Source organism: Silvimonas soli, from assembly GCF_030035605.1.
Taxonomy (GTDB): Bacteria; Pseudomonadota; Gammaproteobacteria; order Burkholderiales; family Chitinibacteraceae; genus Silvimonas; species Silvimonas soli.
The window spans coordinates 2,377,085-2,395,499 of the sequence record NZ_CP106736.1 but is presented as its reverse complement, the minus strand read 5'-3'; the positions used below and the strand labels follow the sequence as shown (position 1 = coordinate 2,395,499).

Annotated in this window: 16 protein-coding genes; 15 read left to right on the top strand and 1 reads right to left on the bottom strand. The window is 59.5% G+C overall.

Features of this window, described 5'->3' with window-relative positions; genetic code table 11:
• From psrA to fba, 15 genes are all read left to right on the top strand, one after another.
• Positions 1 to 1,107, top strand: a complete 1,107-nt coding sequence (gene psrA / locus N7220_RS11055) for an iron-containing alcohol dehydrogenase PsrA (protein WP_283147580.1) — start codon at positions 1 to 3, stop codon at positions 1,105 to 1,107.
• Between the two features lie 12 nt (positions 1,108 to 1,119).
• On the top strand, positions 1,120 to 1,947 hold the full coding sequence (gene phnX, locus N7220_RS11050) for a phosphonoacetaldehyde hydrolase (protein WP_283147579.1): 828 nt from the start codon (positions 1,120 to 1,122) through the stop codon (positions 1,945 to 1,947).
• A 177-nt stretch (positions 1,948 to 2,124) separates the two neighbouring features.
• Complete coding sequence (locus N7220_RS11045) at positions 2,125 to 4,086, top strand: helicase-related protein (RefSeq protein WP_283147578.1); 1,962 nt, start codon at positions 2,125 to 2,127, stop codon at positions 4,084 to 4,086.
• Between the two features lie 231 nt (positions 4,087 to 4,317).
• The gene (gene hflK / locus N7220_RS11040; protein ID WP_283147577.1) at positions 4,318 to 5,358 is read left to right on the top strand and encodes an FtsH protease activity modulator HflK; all 1,041 of its coding nucleotides are present in this window, start codon (positions 4,318 to 4,320) and stop codon (positions 5,356 to 5,358) included.
• The gene (gene hflC, locus N7220_RS11035; protein WP_283147576.1) at positions 5,355 to 6,230 is read left to right on the top strand and encodes a protease modulator HflC; all 876 of its coding nucleotides are present in this window, start codon (positions 5,355 to 5,357) and stop codon (positions 6,228 to 6,230) included. Before hflK ends, hflC begins: the two co-directional genes overlap by 4 nt.
• Positions 6,231 to 6,245: 15 nt before the next feature.
• Positions 6,246 to 7,499: an NRAMP family divalent metal transporter gene (locus N7220_RS11030; RefSeq protein ID WP_283147575.1), complete on the top strand. Its 1,254-nt coding sequence runs from the start codon at positions 6,246 to 6,248 to the stop codon at positions 7,497 to 7,499.
• A 30-nt stretch (positions 7,500 to 7,529) separates the two neighbouring features.
• The gene (locus N7220_RS11025; protein WP_283147574.1) at positions 7,530 to 8,663 is read left to right on the top strand and encodes a YjbE family putative metal transport protein; all 1,134 of its coding nucleotides are present in this window, start codon (positions 7,530 to 7,532) and stop codon (positions 8,661 to 8,663) included.
• A gap of 304 nt (positions 8,664 to 8,967) precedes the next feature.
• The gene (locus N7220_RS11020) at positions 8,968 to 9,738 is read left to right on the top strand and encodes a DeoR/GlpR family DNA-binding transcription regulator (RefSeq protein WP_283147573.1); all 771 of its coding nucleotides are present in this window, start codon (positions 8,968 to 8,970) and stop codon (positions 9,736 to 9,738) included.
• Positions 9,739 to 10,187: 449 nt separating this feature from the next.
• Entirely contained in the window at positions 10,188 to 11,684 is a 1,497-nt protein-coding gene (gene glpK, locus N7220_RS11015; protein ID WP_283147572.1) for a glycerol kinase GlpK, read from the top strand.
• 58 nt (positions 11,685 to 11,742) lie between these two features.
• Positions 11,743 to 12,450 (top strand): MIP/aquaporin family protein, encoded by a 708-nt coding sequence (locus N7220_RS11010; protein WP_283147571.1) that lies wholly within the window; start codon positions 11,743 to 11,745, stop codon positions 12,448 to 12,450.
• 141 nt (positions 12,451 to 12,591) lie between these two features.
• Positions 12,592 to 12,840, top strand: a complete 249-nt coding sequence (locus tag N7220_RS11005; RefSeq protein WP_283147570.1) for a hypothetical protein — start codon at positions 12,592 to 12,594, stop codon at positions 12,838 to 12,840.
• Positions 12,841 to 12,977: 137 nt separating this feature from the next.
• A complete protein-coding gene (gene glpD / locus N7220_RS11000; RefSeq protein ID WP_283147569.1) occupies positions 12,978 to 14,510 on the top strand; it encodes a glycerol-3-phosphate dehydrogenase in 1,533 nt (510 codons plus the stop codon).
• A gap of 22 nt (positions 14,511 to 14,532) precedes the next feature.
• On the top strand, positions 14,533 to 15,405 hold the full coding sequence (tpiA, locus tag N7220_RS10995; RefSeq protein WP_283147568.1) for a triose-phosphate isomerase: 873 nt from the start codon (positions 14,533 to 14,535) through the stop codon (positions 15,403 to 15,405).
• A gap of 136 nt (positions 15,406 to 15,541) precedes the next feature.
• Positions 15,542 to 16,537 carry a class 1 fructose-bisphosphatase gene (locus tag N7220_RS10990; RefSeq protein ID WP_283147567.1) on the top strand — a complete coding sequence of 332 codons (996 nt, stop codon included), beginning with the start codon at positions 15,542 to 15,544 and terminating at the stop codon, positions 16,535 to 16,537.
• A gap of 110 nt (positions 16,538 to 16,647) precedes the next feature.
• Complete coding sequence (gene fba / locus N7220_RS10985; protein WP_283147566.1) at positions 16,648 to 17,721, top strand: class II fructose-bisphosphate aldolase; 1,074 nt, start codon at positions 16,648 to 16,650, stop codon at positions 17,719 to 17,721.
• A gap of 42 nt (positions 17,722 to 17,763) precedes the next feature.
• On the opposite strand, the gene N7220_RS10980 is transcribed toward fba, so the two are convergent.
• Positions 17,764 to 18,396 carry an NAD-dependent epimerase/dehydratase family protein gene (locus N7220_RS10980; RefSeq protein WP_283147565.1) on the bottom strand — a complete coding sequence of 211 codons (633 nt, stop codon included), beginning with the start codon at positions 18,394 to 18,396 and terminating at the stop codon, positions 17,764 to 17,766.
• Positions 18,397 to 18,415 lie beyond the last annotated feature (19 nt).

Here is an 18,415-nt window from a genome sequence, read left to right as displayed (position 1 = left end):
ATGTGGCACTACCAGAACCCTGTCGATATCCACGCCGGGCGCGGAGCGCTGGACGGACTGTCCGCGCTGCTCGGCAACCGCCGCGCAATCCTGATCACTTTTCCCGAAGCCGCCTCTCTGGGCATTAACCAGCGGCTGGCCGATTTGCTGGGCGAGCGTTTGCTGGCCATCGAGTCCGACGTACAACCCAACCCGGACGTGAGCTGGCTCCGGCCGATGTACCAGCGCGTGTGGCAGCACTATGCCGATGCCGATTGCATTATCGCGCTGGGCGGCGGCAGCGTGATCGATTGCGCCAAGGCCATGCTGGCACCCACACCATCGCGCACCTTTGACGAACTGCTTACCCTGCTCACCAGCACCGATAGCAGCGCGCCATTGCGCGGGCAAGCCAAAACGCTGATCGCCATTCCAACCACCGCAGGCACCGGCAGTGAAGTAACACCGTGGGCCACCATCTGGGATCAGCAAGCGGCGCGCAAATACTCGTTGCATCAGCCGTGGTCGTGGCCCGAAGCCGCCATTATCGATGCCGACCTGATGGTGACATTGCCTCGCGCCAGCACCTTGGCCAGTGGCCTTGATGCGTTGTCGCATGCACTGGAATCGCTTTGGAATATCCATCGCAACCCGGTATCCGCCACCCTGGCCGTGACGGCAGCCCGCGAAATCATCGCCACCTTGCCGCGTCTGCTGGCTAACCTGGATGACGTCACCCTGCGTGAACGCATGGCGGTGGCAGCACTGCAGGCGGGCCTGGCGTTCTCCAATACGCGTACCGCGCTGGCGCACTCGCTGTCTTATGACATCACCCTGCAGCAAGGCGTGGCCCATGGCATTGCGTGCTCCTTCAGCTTGCCCCGCATCATGGAAATGGCCGTGGGCGCCGATGCCGAACTGGACGCCCTGCTGCTGCGGATTTTTGACGCAACCAGCGCGGGCAATGCCGTCCAGCATTTGCGCGATTTTCTGGAAGACCTGGGCGTGAGTACCGACCCCGCCGACTATGGTCTGGCCGAAGCCGACTGGGATGGCCGGATCGACCAGGCACTGCAAGGCCCGCGTGGCCGCAATTTCATCATTCCCGGCGACAAACATCCCAACTGAAGGTCATCAATCATGAACGCGCATTTTGAGAACAAACCCGCCGTGCAGGCGGCCATCTTTGACTGGGCAGGTACGCTGGTCGATTTCGGCTCGCTCGCTCCTACCCAGATTTTCGTCGAAGTGTTTGCCCAGTTTGGCATCCAGATCAGTCTGGAACAGGCGCGCGGCCCGATGGGTTTATCCAAATGGCAGCACATCAGCGCGCTGCTGGCCGAGCCGGCCATTCAGCAACAATGGCAAGACAAGATGGGCCATCCGTCGACCGACGCCGATATCGACGCCATGTACCGGCGCTTCATGCCGCTGCAATTGACCCGGGTTGGCGACTATTCGGCACCGATTGCCGGCGCTCCGGAAGTACTGACCTGGTTGCGCAACGCAGGTATCAAGATTGGCTCATGCTCCGGTTATCCACGCGAAGTGCTGAATGTGGTGCTGGCAAATGCCATTCCGGCGGGAGTCTCGCCAGACTATGCCGTGGCCGGGGATGAACTGCCCGCCGGTGGCCGCCCAGGCCCGTATATGGCGCTGGCCAACGTCCTGGCACTGGCGGTGAGTGACGTGCGCCAATGCATCAAGATTGATGACACCACTCCCGGCATTGAAGAAGGCCGTAACGCGGGCATGTGGTGCGTGGGCGTGACCGTTTCGGGCAACGAGGTGGGTTATTCGCTCGCCGAAATGGCCGGGGCGACACCAGAGCAAATCGCCCGGCGTAAAGCCATTGCCAGCGAACGGCTGCTGGGTGCCGGGGCGCATTACGTGATTGATTCGGTGGCAGACTTGCCAGAAATCGTCATGGCCATTGATGCACGAATCAAGGCGGGCGAAACGCCCTGAGTAGCAAGTCGGTCCGGTCAGCTCATATGCAGAATCCAAAGCCCAGCCTTACCGTTGGGCTTTGGATTTTTCCAGGTCCGGTAACGCGGATTTTGCGACGCAATGTCATGCAAATCCCGCGACGCAGCAAACTGCACCTACAATTCGGTCATGTCTTTTTTGCACCGGCCCGAACTTATGACCGATACCCTGCTTGAAACGCCCGAAACCTCGGCCCTGAACGATTACCTGCAGGTGCACCAGGCCACTCTGGTGACTACCGAAGGTAGTTACGCGGTGTCAGTACATGGCGAGATTGTGGTGAACAAGCGGGTGGTGCCTTATCACCTGGTGCCGGATGAAGGCTTTCTGGGCAAGACCAACAAGTGGCGCAAACTCGGTACAGCGGAACGACTGGCCTTGTTGCAAGAGCGCTGGAATGCCGCCGCACGCGAAAAACTGGAGCAACAACTGCTGCAGTGCGCGTTGGGGATCGCCAAGATCTCGCAGGAATACGAACTCGACCCCAGTAGTGCCTACAACGCGTTCCAGGCCAAGTACGAACTGGCGCGTTTTCGCTGCAAACTGGCGGTGGAACGGATTGAATCGTTACTCAGCACCGGCGTAGCTACGCGCCAAGCCGCCAAAACGCACGATGCGATCAACCTGTCGCTGTACCCGGAATCGTTCACGCTGGCGCAGCAGATGAGGCGCCATTTCATTGCGGTGCTGGGGCCGACCAATTCCGGCAAAACCCACCAGGCGATGGAACATCTGGCACTGGCCAAATCCGGTGTTTATCTGGCGCCGTTGCGTTTGCTGGCTCTGGAAAACTACCACCGCCTGCTTGACGCCGGGGTTGCGGTCAGCCTGATTACCGGCGAGCAACGCAAACTGCACCCGGACGCCACGCATGTGGCCAGCACGGTGGAAATGCTCAACCCCAACCGGGCGATTGATGTGGCGGTGATTGATGAAATCCAGCTGCTGGATGATCCGGATCGCGGCGCGGCGTGGACTGCCGCCGTCTGTGGCGTGCCAGCCAACACGGTGTATCTGCTGGGCGCGCTGGAGGCTGAAGAAGCCATTGAATCGCTAGTCAAACGTGTGGGCGGCACGCTGGAAGTACGCAAGCTGCAACGCAAGTCTCCGCTGGAAATGGAACGCCAGCCGCTGGGTTCCCTCAAGAACCTGCATCCGGGCGATGTGCTGATTGCGTTCTCGCGCCGCGAAGTGCTGAACTGGCGCGATCAGGCCATCGAGCAAGGCTTTGCGGTATCGGCCATTTACGGCAATTTGTCGCCCGAGGTGCGCCAGGCGCAGGCCGAACGCTTTATTGAAGGCGAAACCACCATTGTGGTCGGCACCGATGCCATCGGCATGGGCCTGAACACGCCTGCACGCCGCGTGATCTTTACCACGGCCAACAAGTGGGATGGTTATTCCGAAGGCATGATCAGCGCCTCGCTGGCCAAACAGATTGCAGGTCGCGCCGGGCGGTTTGGCGAGCATGAAACCGGTTTTGTGGCCGGGCTGGATGCGCAAACGCACAAAGCCATCACCATGCTGCTCCAGCAAAAGCCGGAACCCTTACCCGCGACCGGCTTCTTCGTGGCGCCTAATCTGGATTACCTGCAGCAGATCTCCGCCGCCAGCGGCCAGAGCAAGCTGCAGCCGTTGCTGGAACTGTTCACCAAACACATTAACGTACATGACGAATTCTTCCTGCCCGCCAACCTGACTGACCAGTTGGAAAAAGCCAAATGGCTGGATGTATTGCCGCTGTCGCTGGCGGAGCGCTTCACCTTCAGCCTGTGCCCGATCTCGACCAAAATCCCCATGCTCGAACGCGCCCTGAAAGACTGGGCCGCCTGTCGCGCCAACAAAAAGGCGGCTCCGCTGCTGCGCATGGAGGGCCTGGGCGGACGCAATGAGCTGCAATATCTGGAAGACACCTGCAAGCTGTACTCCGCCTACGCCTGGCTCGGCTATCGCATGCCAGACACCTTCCCCAGCGGTGAAATGGCGCAATCGCTGATGCAATCGACTTCGGAAGAAATCGACAAGCTGCTGCAAGTACAGAACACGCGGCATCGGCATGGCAAAAAACCCGCCAAGCCGGTGCGCCGTGGCGCTAGCGGACCGAATCGGCGGCGATAAACGCAACAGACGCGCGTGCAAAGTGCGTGCGTCTGTCGATGTTGCAACTCGCCGTGCGCTCGTTGCCTTTGCCCCAAATCAAATAAACCCGCCAAATACCGCGTCCGCGGTAAACCAGACACATCCCGCCCCGTTAAACGAGATCGGCTGCGAATCGTCAGACTCGCGCCGCTATCGGCAAGCGACTTCAGCCGCTACCCAAAGTATCAGCCCCAGCAACGGAACCCGATAATGCCCAGCGCAATGCCTCCCGACACAGACGCGGCCGCCACACCATGGCTCGCCGCACGCTGGCAGCATGTGGATTACTTTTTGCGTTTGCTCGGTCTGCAAGGCAAAGGGTTCGCGCTGATTGCGGGGCTGGTGTTGCTGGGCTGGCTGGCCAGTGGCATCTACAAAGTGCAACCCAGCGAGCAAGGCGTGGTACTGCAGTTTGGGCGCTGGGTGCAAACCACGGATTCCGGCCTGCACTACCACCTGCCGTGGCCCATTGAAACGGTGATGCTGCCCGAGGTCACGCAGATTAACCAGATTCATCTAGGCAACCAGGTTGACGGCCCGCAGGCCTCGGTGGTTGATCCGCGAGAGAAACAAATGCTGACCGGCGACGAGAACATCGTTGAGGCCGATTGCACGGTGTTCTGGCGCATCAAAGATGCCGGGCAGTTTCTGTTCAGCGTGAACATGCCGGAAGCCGCCTTGCGCGTCACTGCTGAAAGCGCGCTGCGTGAGGTGATCTCCCGCACGCCAATCCAGGCCGCCATGTCCAACCGTCGCCAGCAGATCGCCGAAGAAACGCTCACGGTGTTGCAAACTTTGCTGGACCAGGAAAAGGCCGGGATTCTGGTGACTCAGGTACAGCTGGAACGGGTTGACCCACCCGCCGCCGTCATTGACGCTTTCAACGATGTGCAGCGCGCCCGCGCCGATCAGGAACGCGCCCGCAACGAGGCCCAAGCCTACGCCAACGACATCATTCCCCGTGCCCATGGCGACGCCGCCCGCATTGAACAGGAAGCCGAAGGCTACAAAGCGCAGGTGGTGAATCTGGCGCAAGGCGAGGCGCAACGCTTTGACTCGGTGTACCAGAGTTACATTCAAGCCAAAGATGTCACTGCCTGGCGTTTGTATCTGGAAAGCATGGATGAAATGCTCAAGAAGGCCAGCAAAGTGGTGGTGGATGCCACCGGCAAAAGCGGCAATGGCGTAATGCCGTGGCTGCAGTTGCAGGATAAGCCCAAAGCGGCGACCGGCAAGGAGGCACACCCATGAACCGCCGTTTGCGTCCCTTGCTGATTGTCGGCGGCATCGCCCTGATTTGGCTGTTGTCATCCAGTTTGTACACCTTGAATGAGGGCCAGAAAGCGCTGGTCATCCGCCTGGGCGCGCCGCTCACAGTGGATGAGCACCCCGGCCTGAAATTCAAGATACCGCTGATCGATACCGTCATGTTCTACGACACCCGCGCCCAAACGCTGGCGCCGCCGCCGGAGCAGATCATTCTGGGCGATGAAAAGCGGCTGGAAGTCGAAACCTACACGCGTTATCGCATTGTGAATCCGCTGGTGTTTTACCGCGCTTTACGTACCCCGGACCAAGCCAATGCCCAGCTGGCGCAGATGGTCAGTTCGTCTTTGCGGCGGGCTTTGGGCAAGGTGCCGCTCAAAACGCTGCTATCCATCCAGCGCGACGAGATCGTGATGCAGGTCCAGCAAGAAGTGGCCGAACGCTCACGGCCGCTGGGGCTGGAAGTCACCGAAGTGCGGCTGCATCGGGCCGATTTGCCACTGGAAACCAGTCAGGCCATTTACGACCGCATGAAGTCCGAGCGCCAGCAGGAAGCCCGGCAATTGCGCGCCCAAGGTGCCGAATGGGGCCAGCAGATTCAGGCCCACGCAGATGCCGAGCGCACGGTGATTCTGTCTGAGGCGCAACGTCAGAGCGTGATCACCCACGGTCAGGCCGATGCCGAAGCCAACCGTATTCTTGGCTTGGCCTTCAGCAAAGACCCCAAGTTCTACAAGTTCTACCGCGCCTTGCAGACCTACAAGCAATCGCTGGCCGATTCCAGCCCAACGCTGGTGCTGTCACCCGATTCGGCCATGATGCGCTATCTGAAAGCCGGGCCTGATGCCAAGCCGTAACGGCTGCGGCTTTCGATGATGGATAACGCAATTCCTCCCGCCACGCTGGTACGGCTCAAGCGCTTGGCCACGGTCATCGGTCCTGGCTTGGTGGTGATGCTGGCCGACACCGATGCCGGCAGCGTGATTACCGCCGCGCAAAGTGGTGCGCAGTGGGGTTATCGCCTGTTGCTGCTGCAAGCCTTGCTGATCCCGCTGTTGTTCATGGTGCAGGAACTCACCGTGCGCCTGGCCTTGGGCACCGGCAAAGGTTACGGCGAGCTGATTTTGCAGCGCTTTGGCCGGGCCATCGCCGTGCTGGCGATGACCACTCTGGTGATCAGTTGCTTTGGTGCCTTGATCACCCAGATGAGCGGGCTGGCGGGCGTGGGGCAATTGTTCGGGCTGCAACCGTGGCAAACCGTGACGGTGATCGGGCTGCTGATCTTTGCCATGGTCTGTACGGGCTCCTATCACTCGGTTGAACGCATCGCCATTTTTCTGGGCATCTTTGAACTGGCGTTTTTGCTAGTGGCCTGGAAAGCCCAGCCCGATTGGGCGCAAATGGGCCGTCAGCTATTGCATATACCGCTACACAACCCGGGTTACCTGTATCTGGTCGCCGCCAATCTGGGCACCAGCGTGATGCCGTGGACCGTGTTCTACCAGCAATCTGCCCTCATCGATAAAGGGCTGGGGCTGTCACACCTGAAGCTGGCGCGGATCGACACTTTTCTGGGCGCCATCCTGTGTCAGGTGATCACCGCCGCCGTGCTGATCGCCACTGCCGCCGCGTTTGGTCACGAAGGCGCCGGTGTGCCGCTGGATAGCGTCCCGCAAATTGCCCAAGCCTTTACCCGTGTGTTGGGGCCAGACACCGGCCGCATTCTGTTTGCCATGGCGCTGAGCGGCGGCGCGCTGGTTGCCACCATCGTAGTGTGTCTGAGTGCGGCGTGGGCGCTGGGCGAAGTCTTTGGCATGCGCCACACCCTGGCCCAACATCCGCGTGAAGCGCCGTGGTTTTACGGCGCGTTTGGCTTCATGTTGCTAGCGGGCGGGGTACTGGTGGCTTCGGGTGTCAATTTGATCAAGCTATCGATTGCCACCGGCGTAATCAACGCCATTTTGTTGCCGGTAGTGCTGGGTTTGCTGTACTGGCTGGCTCGCAAAGAGTTGCCGCAACGCTACCAGCTGAAGGGAACCTATGCCGTGGTGATTGCTATCCTTTTTGGCGTTACGGCGTTGTTTGGTTTGTATGCAGGCCTTGCCGGTGCATGGGGATCGCCATGACTTTAAGTTTGCTTTGCAAAGGGAGCCCGCATGGGGACTGACAGCGTGTTGATGGCGCTCGGGCTGAGCATCCAGGTGTTCTTTCTTGATCTGATCCTCAGCGGTGACAACGCCCTGGTCATTGCGCTGGCCTGCCGCAACGTGGCCGCACCTTTACGCGCCCGCGCCGTGTTAATTGGCACCGGGGTGGCGGTAATCCTGCGCACTTTGCTGACCACCGTGGTCGGCTACGTGCTGATGATTCCGCTGTTAAAGCTGGTAGGCGCGGTACTGTTGCTGGTGATCGCAATCAAGCTACTTCTGGATAGCGATGACAACGCCGCAGACAAGGGCGGCGAGGACGCCAGCAGCACCCAGACCTCACTGGCCAGCGCCGTAGTCACCGTAGTGGTGGCCGATCTGGTGCTCAGCCTGGACAACGTGGTGGCGCTCGGGGCCGTGGCGCAAGGCAGCGTTTGGCTGCTGGTATTGGGCTTACTGGGTAGCGTGCCGCTACTGATGTACGGCAGTTTGTTCATTGGCCGCTGGCTGGACGAAAACCCGTGGCTGGTGCCCGGCGGCAGTATGTTGCTGGGCTGGATCGCCGGGCGCATTGCGGTATCCGACCCATTGGTAGCTGATTGGGTAAACAGCCAGGCACCCGCATTGAAGTTGGTCGTACCGGCGATATGCGTGATATTTGTTTTGCTGGAAAGCCGCATCATTCGCCAGCAAAGCCGGGTACTCGTGCGCCCGGCGCCGCTTCGTAACCGGAAACCCGTTACTGCAAATATCCTGCCCACGGGACCTGCACTTATTGCCGCCGCGCCTGTGTCAGCCCCTGCCATCTCCCCCAAGGCAGTCGTAGCCGTGGCCGCTGCTGTGCCCACACAAACCCCGCTTGCTGAAGACCAGGCAAGGTCGGCACGAGAGCTTGCAACCACGCAACCCACCACCGAACCCGAACTACTCGACCGCCCCGCGCTTATTCGCCCGGACGATCCGGTCAATGTATCGCCGCTTTGGTCCATAGGCCTGAAAGTGCTGTTTGTGCTGGCGGGGATTATTGGTGTGATCTGTCTGGGCTGGTTGTTCTATCACCTGTTTATCGTCGGCACCATGCCGCCACCGTCGGGGCATCCCGTGGTTACGGGGGCACTGGCAGCGTTAGCCAGACTTGGTTAGGCGGCTGCGCCCCCTTTCTCTCTCTTGGTAATAGCGCCAAGGAGAAAATGGGGGCTGTCCGGTCGCTGCTATTGCTACCGCAGTGAGTAGTTACCACTGCATTGGATTTCCGCCAAGGGACTACCGAGGTCGAGAATAACGGCGTGATTGGCAGGCCCTCGCTTTATCCCGTAACTGTTGCCTGGCATGTAAACGCCACCTTCCCGCTCAAGACACCCTCATCGCGGCCCCCGCACTCAGTGTAATATCTCCCGGTTTGCCGCAAACGCAGCAAACCCTCCCCCTCGGGCAACAAGGCAATGGAATGATCCTGAATCAGCGGCAGCAAGAACTTCTGGACTGGGTCCAGCGTGACGGTCATGTCAGTGTGGAGAAGCTGGCATCGCATTTCAGCGTGACGCACCAGACCATCCGGCGCGATATCAACCAGTTGGCTGATGCGCGTTTGCTGCAACGCGTGCACGGTGGGGCCAGTGCTCATTCAAGTGTCGAGAACGTGGCCTACAACACCCGCCAGGTGATGTTCAGCAGCGAGAAACAACGTATTGCCCGGCTGGTGGCTCAGCACATTCCCAATCACGCCTCGATGTTTATCAACCTTGGCACCACCACCGAAGAAGTCGCCAAGGCGCTGAGTCATCACGTGGGTTTGCGGGTGATTACCAACAACCTGAACGTCGCCGCCATGATGTGCAGCTACGCCGATTGCGAGGTTATCGTCGCTGGCGGTGTCATGCGCCCGCGCGATCGCGGCATTATCGGCGAAGCCACCATCGAGTTCATTCGCAAATTCCGGGTGGATTACGCGATTCTGGGCATATCCAGCATTGAGAGTGACGGCACGCTGCGTGATTTTGATCTGCGCGAGGTACGCACATCCGAGGCGATTATCGAGCATTCGCGCAATGTGTTTCTGGTGGCCGATCACTCCAAATTCGGCCGTCCAGCCATGGTGCAATTGGGGCATTTGTCGCAGGTTACCGCCTTGTTCACCGATGCGCCGCTGCCAGATGAGATGAGCAGCGTCCTCGCCGAAACCGGCACTGAGCTTTACATCGCCGACCAAAGCCACTGACCTGCAGGCTGAAACCACCCGCACCAATCCACGCGCAGACTGAGGCATTCAAGTTGCATCAAAACAGACCGCCTGTCGGGATTACGCAACAACCTGGTGCGCCTTTTTCCGACATAAACCGGTCTTTTTGTTTCGCTGCAGCATTCTGACAAAACCTTTATGCATCAATGTAGTCACTCGTAATGACACTACATTTTTGCCATCCAAGCTGACCCATGCCGAGCTTTTGAATTTTTCCTGGCGGGTTGATAGCACCTTTCGTTTTCCAAAATATTCGAATAATGTTCTGTTTGTGTTGCATTTTTCGCAATAACCGTACAAATCGAAAATAAACGAACAATCCCGCGTCGCACCACCTGGTGCGATCTGAACGTCGCGGGATATTGCCCCTGCGGCACGGTCGCGGCACAGTGATCGGCTCGCAACCCGTCAATTGGAGAGTTGAAGAGATGCAAAAGCAATTTATCCTCGCGCTGGATCAAGGCACTACCAGCTCACGCGCCATCGTGTTTGATCGCGCGGGCAATATCGTGTCGCTGGCGCAGAAGGAATTCCACCAGCACTACCCGCAGGCGGGCTGGGTTGAACACGACCCGCTGGAAATCTGGGGCACGCAGGCTGGCGTAGCGGCTGAAGCCGTGGCGTCCGTTGGCCTGGAAAGCGGCCAGATTGCCGCCATCGGCATTACCAACCAGCGCGAAACCACCATTGTCTGGGATCGCGAAACCGGCCACCCGGTGTACAACGCGATTGTCTGGCAAGACCGCCGCACCGCCAGCTATTGCGATTCGCTCAAGCGAGATGGGCTGGAGCAAATGATCCGCGAGAAAACCGGGCTGCCAATTGACGCGTATTTCTCCGGTTCCAAAATCAAATGGATACTCGATAACGTTCCCGGCGCCCGCAGCCGTGCCGAGCAAGGCAAACTGGCCTTTGGTACCGTCGACTCCTGGCTGGTGTGGAACTTCACCCATGGCCGCGAGCACGTCACCGATGTGTCCAACGCCTCGCGCACCATGCTGTTCAATATCAACACACTGCAGTGGGATGACGAACTGCTCAAGCTGCTGGATATTCCGCACAGCATGCTGCCGCAAGTGCGTTCTTCCAGTGAGGTCTACGGCCACACCGCCGACAACCTGTTTGGTGGCGCCATCCCCATTGCAGGGATCGCGGGCGATCAGCAATCCGCGTTGTTCGGCCAGCAATGCACGCGGCCGGGCATGGTCAAGAATACCTACGGCACGGGCTGTTTCTTGATGATGAACACCGGCAACAAGCCGATTACCTCGCGCAACAACCTGTTGAGCACCGTGGCATGGCAAGTGAAGGGCGAAGTGCAATACGCGCTGGAAGGCAGCATTTTCAGTGGCGGCGCGGTGGTGAAATGGCTGCGCGATGGCTTGGGCATTATCCGCACTTCGTCTGAGGTCGATAGCCTGGCGCGCAGCGTGCCCGACAGCGATGGTCTGTATCTGGTGCCCGCGTTTGCCGGTCTGGGTGCACCGCACTGGAATCAAGACGCACGCGGTTCGATGTTTGGCGCCACGCTGGGTACTACCGGCGGCCATGTCGCTCGCGCCGCTCTGGAAAGCATCGCCTACCAGACCATGGACGTGCTCAAGGCCATGGAAGCTGACGCCGGTATCACCATGCCCGAACTGCGCGTTGACGGCGGTGCCACGGTGAATGATCTGCTGATGCAATTTCAGTCGGACATCCTTGGTATCAATGTGGTGCGGCCGAAGATCACCGAAACTACCGCGCTCGGTGCGGCGTACCTGGCTGGTCTGGCGGTGGGTTACTGGAATGATGTGGAAGACGTGCAGGGTCAGTGGCAACTGGATCAGCGCTTTACCCAGCAATTGCCGCAAGCCGAGGTCGATCGCCGCGTTGCCGGTTGGCAGCGCGCCATCAAAGCCACCATTGCGTGGTCGGCATCCTGATCAAGCCCTGATCACCTGAGCGGCATTGCCCCTTTCCCATCATTGCGGAACTCTGGATATGAATCCCCTCTTTGCTGAATTTATCGGCACCACCTTGCTCGTCTTGCTGGGCAACGGCGTGGTTGCCAACGTCATTCTGAACAAAACCAAGGGTCAAAACGGCGGCCTGATCGTGATTGCCTTCGGCTGGGCCATGGCGGTGTTTGTTGCCGTATTTTGTGTGGCCTCGTTCAGCGGCGCGCACCTGAACCCGGCGGTCACGCTGGCTCTGGCGGTCGCGGGCAAATTTGCCTGGGCGCAAGTGCCGGGCTACGTGGCGGCACAAATGCTGGGCGGCATGACCGGCGCTTTTCTGGTCTGGTTCATGTATCGCAAGCATTTTGAACACACCGATTGTGCCGATACCAAACTGGCGGTGTTCTGCACCGGCCCGGCCATCCGTAGCTTGCCCGGCAATCTGGCCTCCGAAATCATCGCCACCTTTGTGCTGGTGTTTGCCGTGCTGCATATGGTGTCGCCCAAGGTTTCACTCGGCGCCATGGATGCACTGCCGGTCGGTTTGCTGGTGCTGGGGATTGGCGTATCGCTGGGTGGCACCACCGGCTACGCGATGAGCCCGGCGCGCGATCTGGGCCCTCGTATCATGCACGCGCTGCTGCCGATTCCCGGTAAACGCGATAGCGACTGGTCATATTCCTGGGTACCAGTGGTGGGCTCGTTGAATGGTGGCGCGTTGGCCGCAGGCTTGTTTTTGAGCCAGACGTAAAAGTTGATTGATCCCTACAGGAATGGGTGGCGGCAAAGCAGGCTCAACCCGCTTGGCCGCCATCCGTTCCTGTTTCATCAATAACCTAACCCGGATGGAACGCAGTGGGAATCCACGGTGGCAATGCCTCAATGGACCACGGTGTCTGAAATTGCCGATGCTGCTCCCCGGATTCACGCTGGCGCTTCATCCGGGCGACAAAACCTCGCCCGGCCCAATGGTCGCAATGCCATTCGCCCACAATTGGCGATCATCCCCCGGCCACTAACTCCCCTCGTACCGCAAGCACCGCTCCCCGCAAAACCCTCGCGCGCCCTGCTTTCGTTTTATGTTCATTTTTTGACAGATAAATCAAAATACCACCATAAAACAACATTTTTAGAACATTAAATGTTGTTTTATTATCTTAAAATGTCTAGAATTTGTTTCATACGAACAAATACAGAACACCGAATCGAACATGGTTTTGTAGTTGAAAGCCGGAGCGGTTGGCTGGTTTTCTGGTCAAAGCACAAAGGTGAAACACATTGGACAAGCTGATGTATGACTTGCTGGTCATTGGCGGTGGCATCAATGGCGCCGGAATTGCGCGAGACGCGGCTGGGCGCGGGTTATCGGTGCTGTTGTGTGAGAAAGATGATCTGGCTTCGCACACCTCCTCTGCCAGTACCAAATTGATCCACGGTGGTTTGCGCTATCTGGAACATTACGAATTTGGCTTGGTCCGCAAAGCGCTGCAGGAGCGCGAGGTGCTGCTGCGCGCTGCACCACACATAATCTGGCCATTGCGTTTTGTCATGCCACGCGCGGCAGACCAACGCCCGGAATGGATGATCCGCACCGGCTTGTTTTTGTATGACCACCTGGCCAAACGCGAATTGCTACCCGGCGCGCAGACAATCTCCTTTGCCAAACATCCATCAGGCGTGCCACTCAAGCCGGGCTTCAAACGCGGGTTTGCCTATTCGGATGGCTGGGTGCAAGACGCCCGGCTGGTGGTGCTGAACGCCATGGACGCCCACGAACATGGTGCCACCATCATGACTCGCACGGCGGTGACTGGCGCACGGCGTGAGGCCAAGTCCTGGCGCATTGAGCTGCATCATGCCGATGGCCGCGAGCAAACCGTGTTTGCCCGCGCCGTGGTCAACGCAGCCGGGCCGTGGGTGGACCGGCTGCTGCGCGATGTGATCGACACGCCATCCAGCCACTCGGTGCGGCTGGTGAAAGGTAGTCACATCATCGTGCGCAAACTGTTCGATCACCCGTTTGCGTATATCTTCCAGAATCCGGACAAGCGCATCATTTTTGCGATTCCGTTCGAAGGCGAATTCACGCTGATTGGTACGACCGATATCGAATACCACGGCGACCCCGCAGCAGTGCAGATCGATCCGGATGAGATCGATTACTTGTGCCAGATGAGTAATCGTTATTTTGCGCAGCAGATCAGCCCGACCGACGTGCTCGCCACCATGTCTGGCGTGCGGCCACTGCTGGATGATGAATCATCCAGCGCCGCCAAAGTGACCCGCGATTATTCACTGGAACTGAACACCGACGGGCCGCCGCTGCTGTCGGTGTTTGGCGGCAAGATCACCACCTACCGCAAACTGGCAGAGCAAGCCGTCGACCAACTCGCACCGCTATTGGGTAGCACCCGCCCGACATGGACGGCCACCGCGCCACTACCGGGTGGCGATATCGCCGATGCCGATTTCAATCGTTTTTTTGCCGACCTGCAGCAACGTTACGACTGGCTGCCCGAAGCGCTGCTGTTGCGCTACGCCCGCGCTTACGGCACGCGAATCAAGACCCTGCTGGGTAAAGCACGCTGTTTGTCTGATCTGGGCGCGCAAATTGTGCCAGGTTTATATGAGACAGAAGCCCGGTATCTGGTTGAAGTGGAATGGGCGCAGCGGGCCGACGACATCCTGTGGCGCCGTAGCAAACTGCAACTGCACATAGACCCGGCCAACGTGCCATTGCTGGAAAACTGGCTGGCCGATTATCTGGCACGTAAAGACCTGAACGCCCACCGGCGCAGCCGCGTCGCCTGAGGTCTGGAAAATGGAACCTGCAATGAGCCTGTTTTCCCGTACTCCACATATTCAGCCGACGCTGGCCGGGCGGTTATCCAACCCCACGTCACCGCGCCGCAAAAGGGTAGTCGGCAACTGGAAGATGTACGGCAATCTGGCGCTGTGCCGCCAGGCTGTGCCCCTGCTGGCCGAGATCGCCACAGCCGACGTTGATCTCGTGTTGTGCCCGCCCGCACCGTATCTGGGCGAAGTTGCCCGGCTGGCGCACGGAAGTCATTTGCAGTATTGCAGCCAGAACGTAGCCGAGCTGGCTGATGGCGCACGCACCGGCGAATGGTCGGCACACATGCTGGCTGATCTGGGCTGTCACTATGCCATCGTCGGGCACTCGGAACGGCGCCTGCATCATCATGAAAACGATGTTTTGATCGCGGCCAAAGCCAAAGCCTGCGTACAAGCGGGCATCACGCCGATTGTCTGTATTGGCGAGAACTGGGTGCAGCGGCAAACCGGTCAGACTGAAGCGGTGCTGCAATATCAGTTGGGCACACTGCTTGAGAGCGGCGCGTGGCAAGGCGCGATCATTGCTTATGAACCGGTGTGGGCGATCGGGACCGGCATCGCGGCCACGCCGGAGGAAGCCCAGGCCGCGCATCGCTTTATCCGGGAACAGATTGCCGCGCACGGCGTGGCGGCGGCCGCAGCCATCACGCTGCTCTATGGTGGCAGTGTGAACGCCGACAATGCCGCGGCGCTGTTTGCCATGCCAGACATCGACGGCGGATTGGTCGGCGGCGCTTCACTGGATACCGGCGCATTTTTGCGCATCTACGCCGCTGCGCAGGCCGCTGACACCGCCATTCATCCCGCAGTAGTGGCAGGAGCGCTGCAATATCCGGGGCAAAGCCGCTAAAGAGCGGCCCAACGCACTATATTTTAGTGGGCATGCCGCTGTCATGGCGGCTGGCCCGGCCAGAATTTTCAGCCAGACACAGGCCGCCGTACCGCCTCTTATCCAGGGAGCAGGCCCGGCGGCAAGGAAAGCACTTATGGGCATCAGTTTTTCAGAATTCAACACCAGCCAGTTTGCCGAGACGACCAATACCGATCTGGGCATTCTGCTCAGCCAGGTGGCAACTGCCTGCAAAGTCATCAGCGCGGCGGTGGCGCGTGGGCCGCTGTCCGACTCATTGGGCAACAGCGCCACAGACAATATCCAGGGCGAAATCCAGAAAAAGCTCGACATCATCTCCAACGAGTTGATGATCCGCTGGACCGAATGGGGTGGTCAGGTCGCGGCAATGGCGTCGGAAGAAATGCCCACCATTTACCGCATTCCCAACCAGTATCGCCAGGGCAAGTACCTGCTGGTGTTTGATCCACTGGATGGCTCATCCAATCTGGACGTGAACGTTTCGGTGGGCAGTATTTTTTCTATCCTGGCAGGCCCGGATTCAGATACGCCACCGGCGGAGTCGGATTTTCTGCAACCCGGTAGCGCGCAGGTTGCCGCCGGTTATGCCATTTACGGCCCGGCGACCATGCTGGTGTTAACCACCGGCCATGGGGTGAACGGCTTTACGCTGGATCAGGAAACCGGCGAGTTCATCCTGACTCATCCCGATCTGCGCATTCCGCCAGACACGCGCGAATTTGCCATCAACGCCTCTAACGCCCGGCTGTGGGAAGCGCCGGTCACGCGTTATATCGACGAATGTCTAGCTGGCACGAATGGCCCGCGCGGCGAGGCGTTCAACATGCGCTGGGTGGCCTCAATGGTGGCCGAAGTACATCGCATCCTCATCCGTGGCGGCGTGTTTTTGTATCCCAAAGACAGCCGGGAACCAGACCGCCCCGGCAAGTTGCGCCTGCTGTACGAGGCCAATCCGATGTCAATGATTGTTGAACAGGCTGGCGGTGCCAGTTCCAACGGGCGCGAACGCATTCTGGATATCCAGCCCGACGCCTTGCACCAGCGCGTAGCCGTCATGCTGGGCTCACGCAATGAGGTCGAACGACTGGTGGATTACCACCGGCAACCGTAAACGTTGGCGCTCTTTCAGTACGACCAGGATCGCCTGGCGTTCAACACCGCTATTTGAATCCCTGTCGGCAGCGCCGGTTGCTACCGCACTGACGATGCCCGGAGAGCAATATGTCCCTTGTTTCACTGCGCCAGGTACTGGATCACGCCGCCGAAGAGCAGTACGGCGTGCCCGCGTTCAACGTTAATAATATGGAGCAGATGCGCGCGATCATGGAAGCGGCCGACCGCACCGACAGCCCAGTGATCGTGCAGGCTTCGGCCGGGGCGCGTGCTTACGCCGGAGCGCCATTTTTGCGCCATTTGATGCTGGCAGCGCTGGAAGAATTTCCCCATCTACCGATTGTGATGCACCAGGATCACGGCACCAGCCCGGCTATTTGCCAGCGGGCGATCCAGCTGGGGTTTTCCTCGGTGATGATGGACGGTTCGTTGCATGAAGATGGCCGCACGCCAGGAGACTTTGATTACAACGTCGCCACCACTCGCACCGTGGTCGCGTTTGCGCATGCGTGCGGCGTTTCGGTAGAGGGTGAACTGGGCGTGCTGGGCAGCCTGGAAACCGGACTGGCAGGCGAAGAAGACGGCGTTGGCGCAGCCGGAAAACTGGATCACGCGCAAATGCTGACCGACCCGGAAGAAGCCGCCGCCTTTGTACGTGCCACTCAGGTCGATGCGTTAGCCATCGCCATCGGCACCAGTCACGGTGCCTACAAGTTCAACCAGCCGCCGACCGGCGAAACCCTGGCCATCGAACGTATCCGCCAGTTGCATGCCCGCCTGCCCAATACCCATCTGGTGATGCACGGCAGTTCTTCGGTACCGCAAGATTGGGTCAAGGTGATCAACCAGTTTGGCGGCGAAATCCCCGAAACCTACGGCGTGCCGGTGGATGAAATCGTCGAGGGCATTCGCTACGGGGTACGCAAAGTGAATATCGATACCGATTTGCGGCTGGCGGCAACCGGTGCCATTCGCCGCGCTTTCGGGCAAGCGCCATCCGAGTTCGACCCGCGCAAATATCTGCAACAATCGGTCGATGCCATGCGCACCATCTGCATCGCGCGCTACGAGGCCTTCGGCGCTGCGGGCCAGGCCAGCAAGATCAAAGCGCTGACGCTGGACAAGATGGCGCAGCGCTATACCAGCGGGCAGTTGCGCGCCATGATGACGCCCGCCGGTTAATTCCGGGCGGGAGGCCATCTAGTCGCGACGAACGCAGACCGTTTACAGCAGGTCTTCCGATTCCAGTATTTCCAGCCCCGGCGTGGCAGCCAGCGCGCCTTCCAGCAAGGCGCGCGCCACTTTCTCGGCGGGCACGATACGAAATCGTCTGGGCATGATGCCGTTCAATGCGCCCAGCACCACCTGCCCAAAGCGCTCTCCAGGACGGATTTCGGTGCGATCGCCACCCAGCAACCCCGGTCGCACGATCAGTACCGACGGATAGTCACACTCCATCAGCGACTGTTCCAGTTCACCCTTTACCTTGAGGTAAAACACCCGCGACCCCAGCTTGGCACCCATGGCGGAGTTGAGCGCGTACATGCGCGCGCCATGCCGGCGGGCCAGCAAGGCAATGCGCAGCGGGTATTCCAGATCCACTTTGCGAAAAGCCTCTCGCGAACCAGCCACGCGCAAGGTGGTGCCCAAGGTGCAGATCACCGCATCGACCTGCCACCATGGCGCGTCTTTCGGTAACTGGTCAAAGTCGATTACCGGGTTTTCCAGTTTGGGATGCGGTGGCAAGGCACGGCGAGTGGGGGCCACAACCCGACTCACACGTTCGTCAGCCAAAGCCTGGCGCAAAACGGCGTGACCGACCAGGCCGGTCGCACCAGTCAATAACAGCGTACTCATATGCATTTCCCCAAGCAGC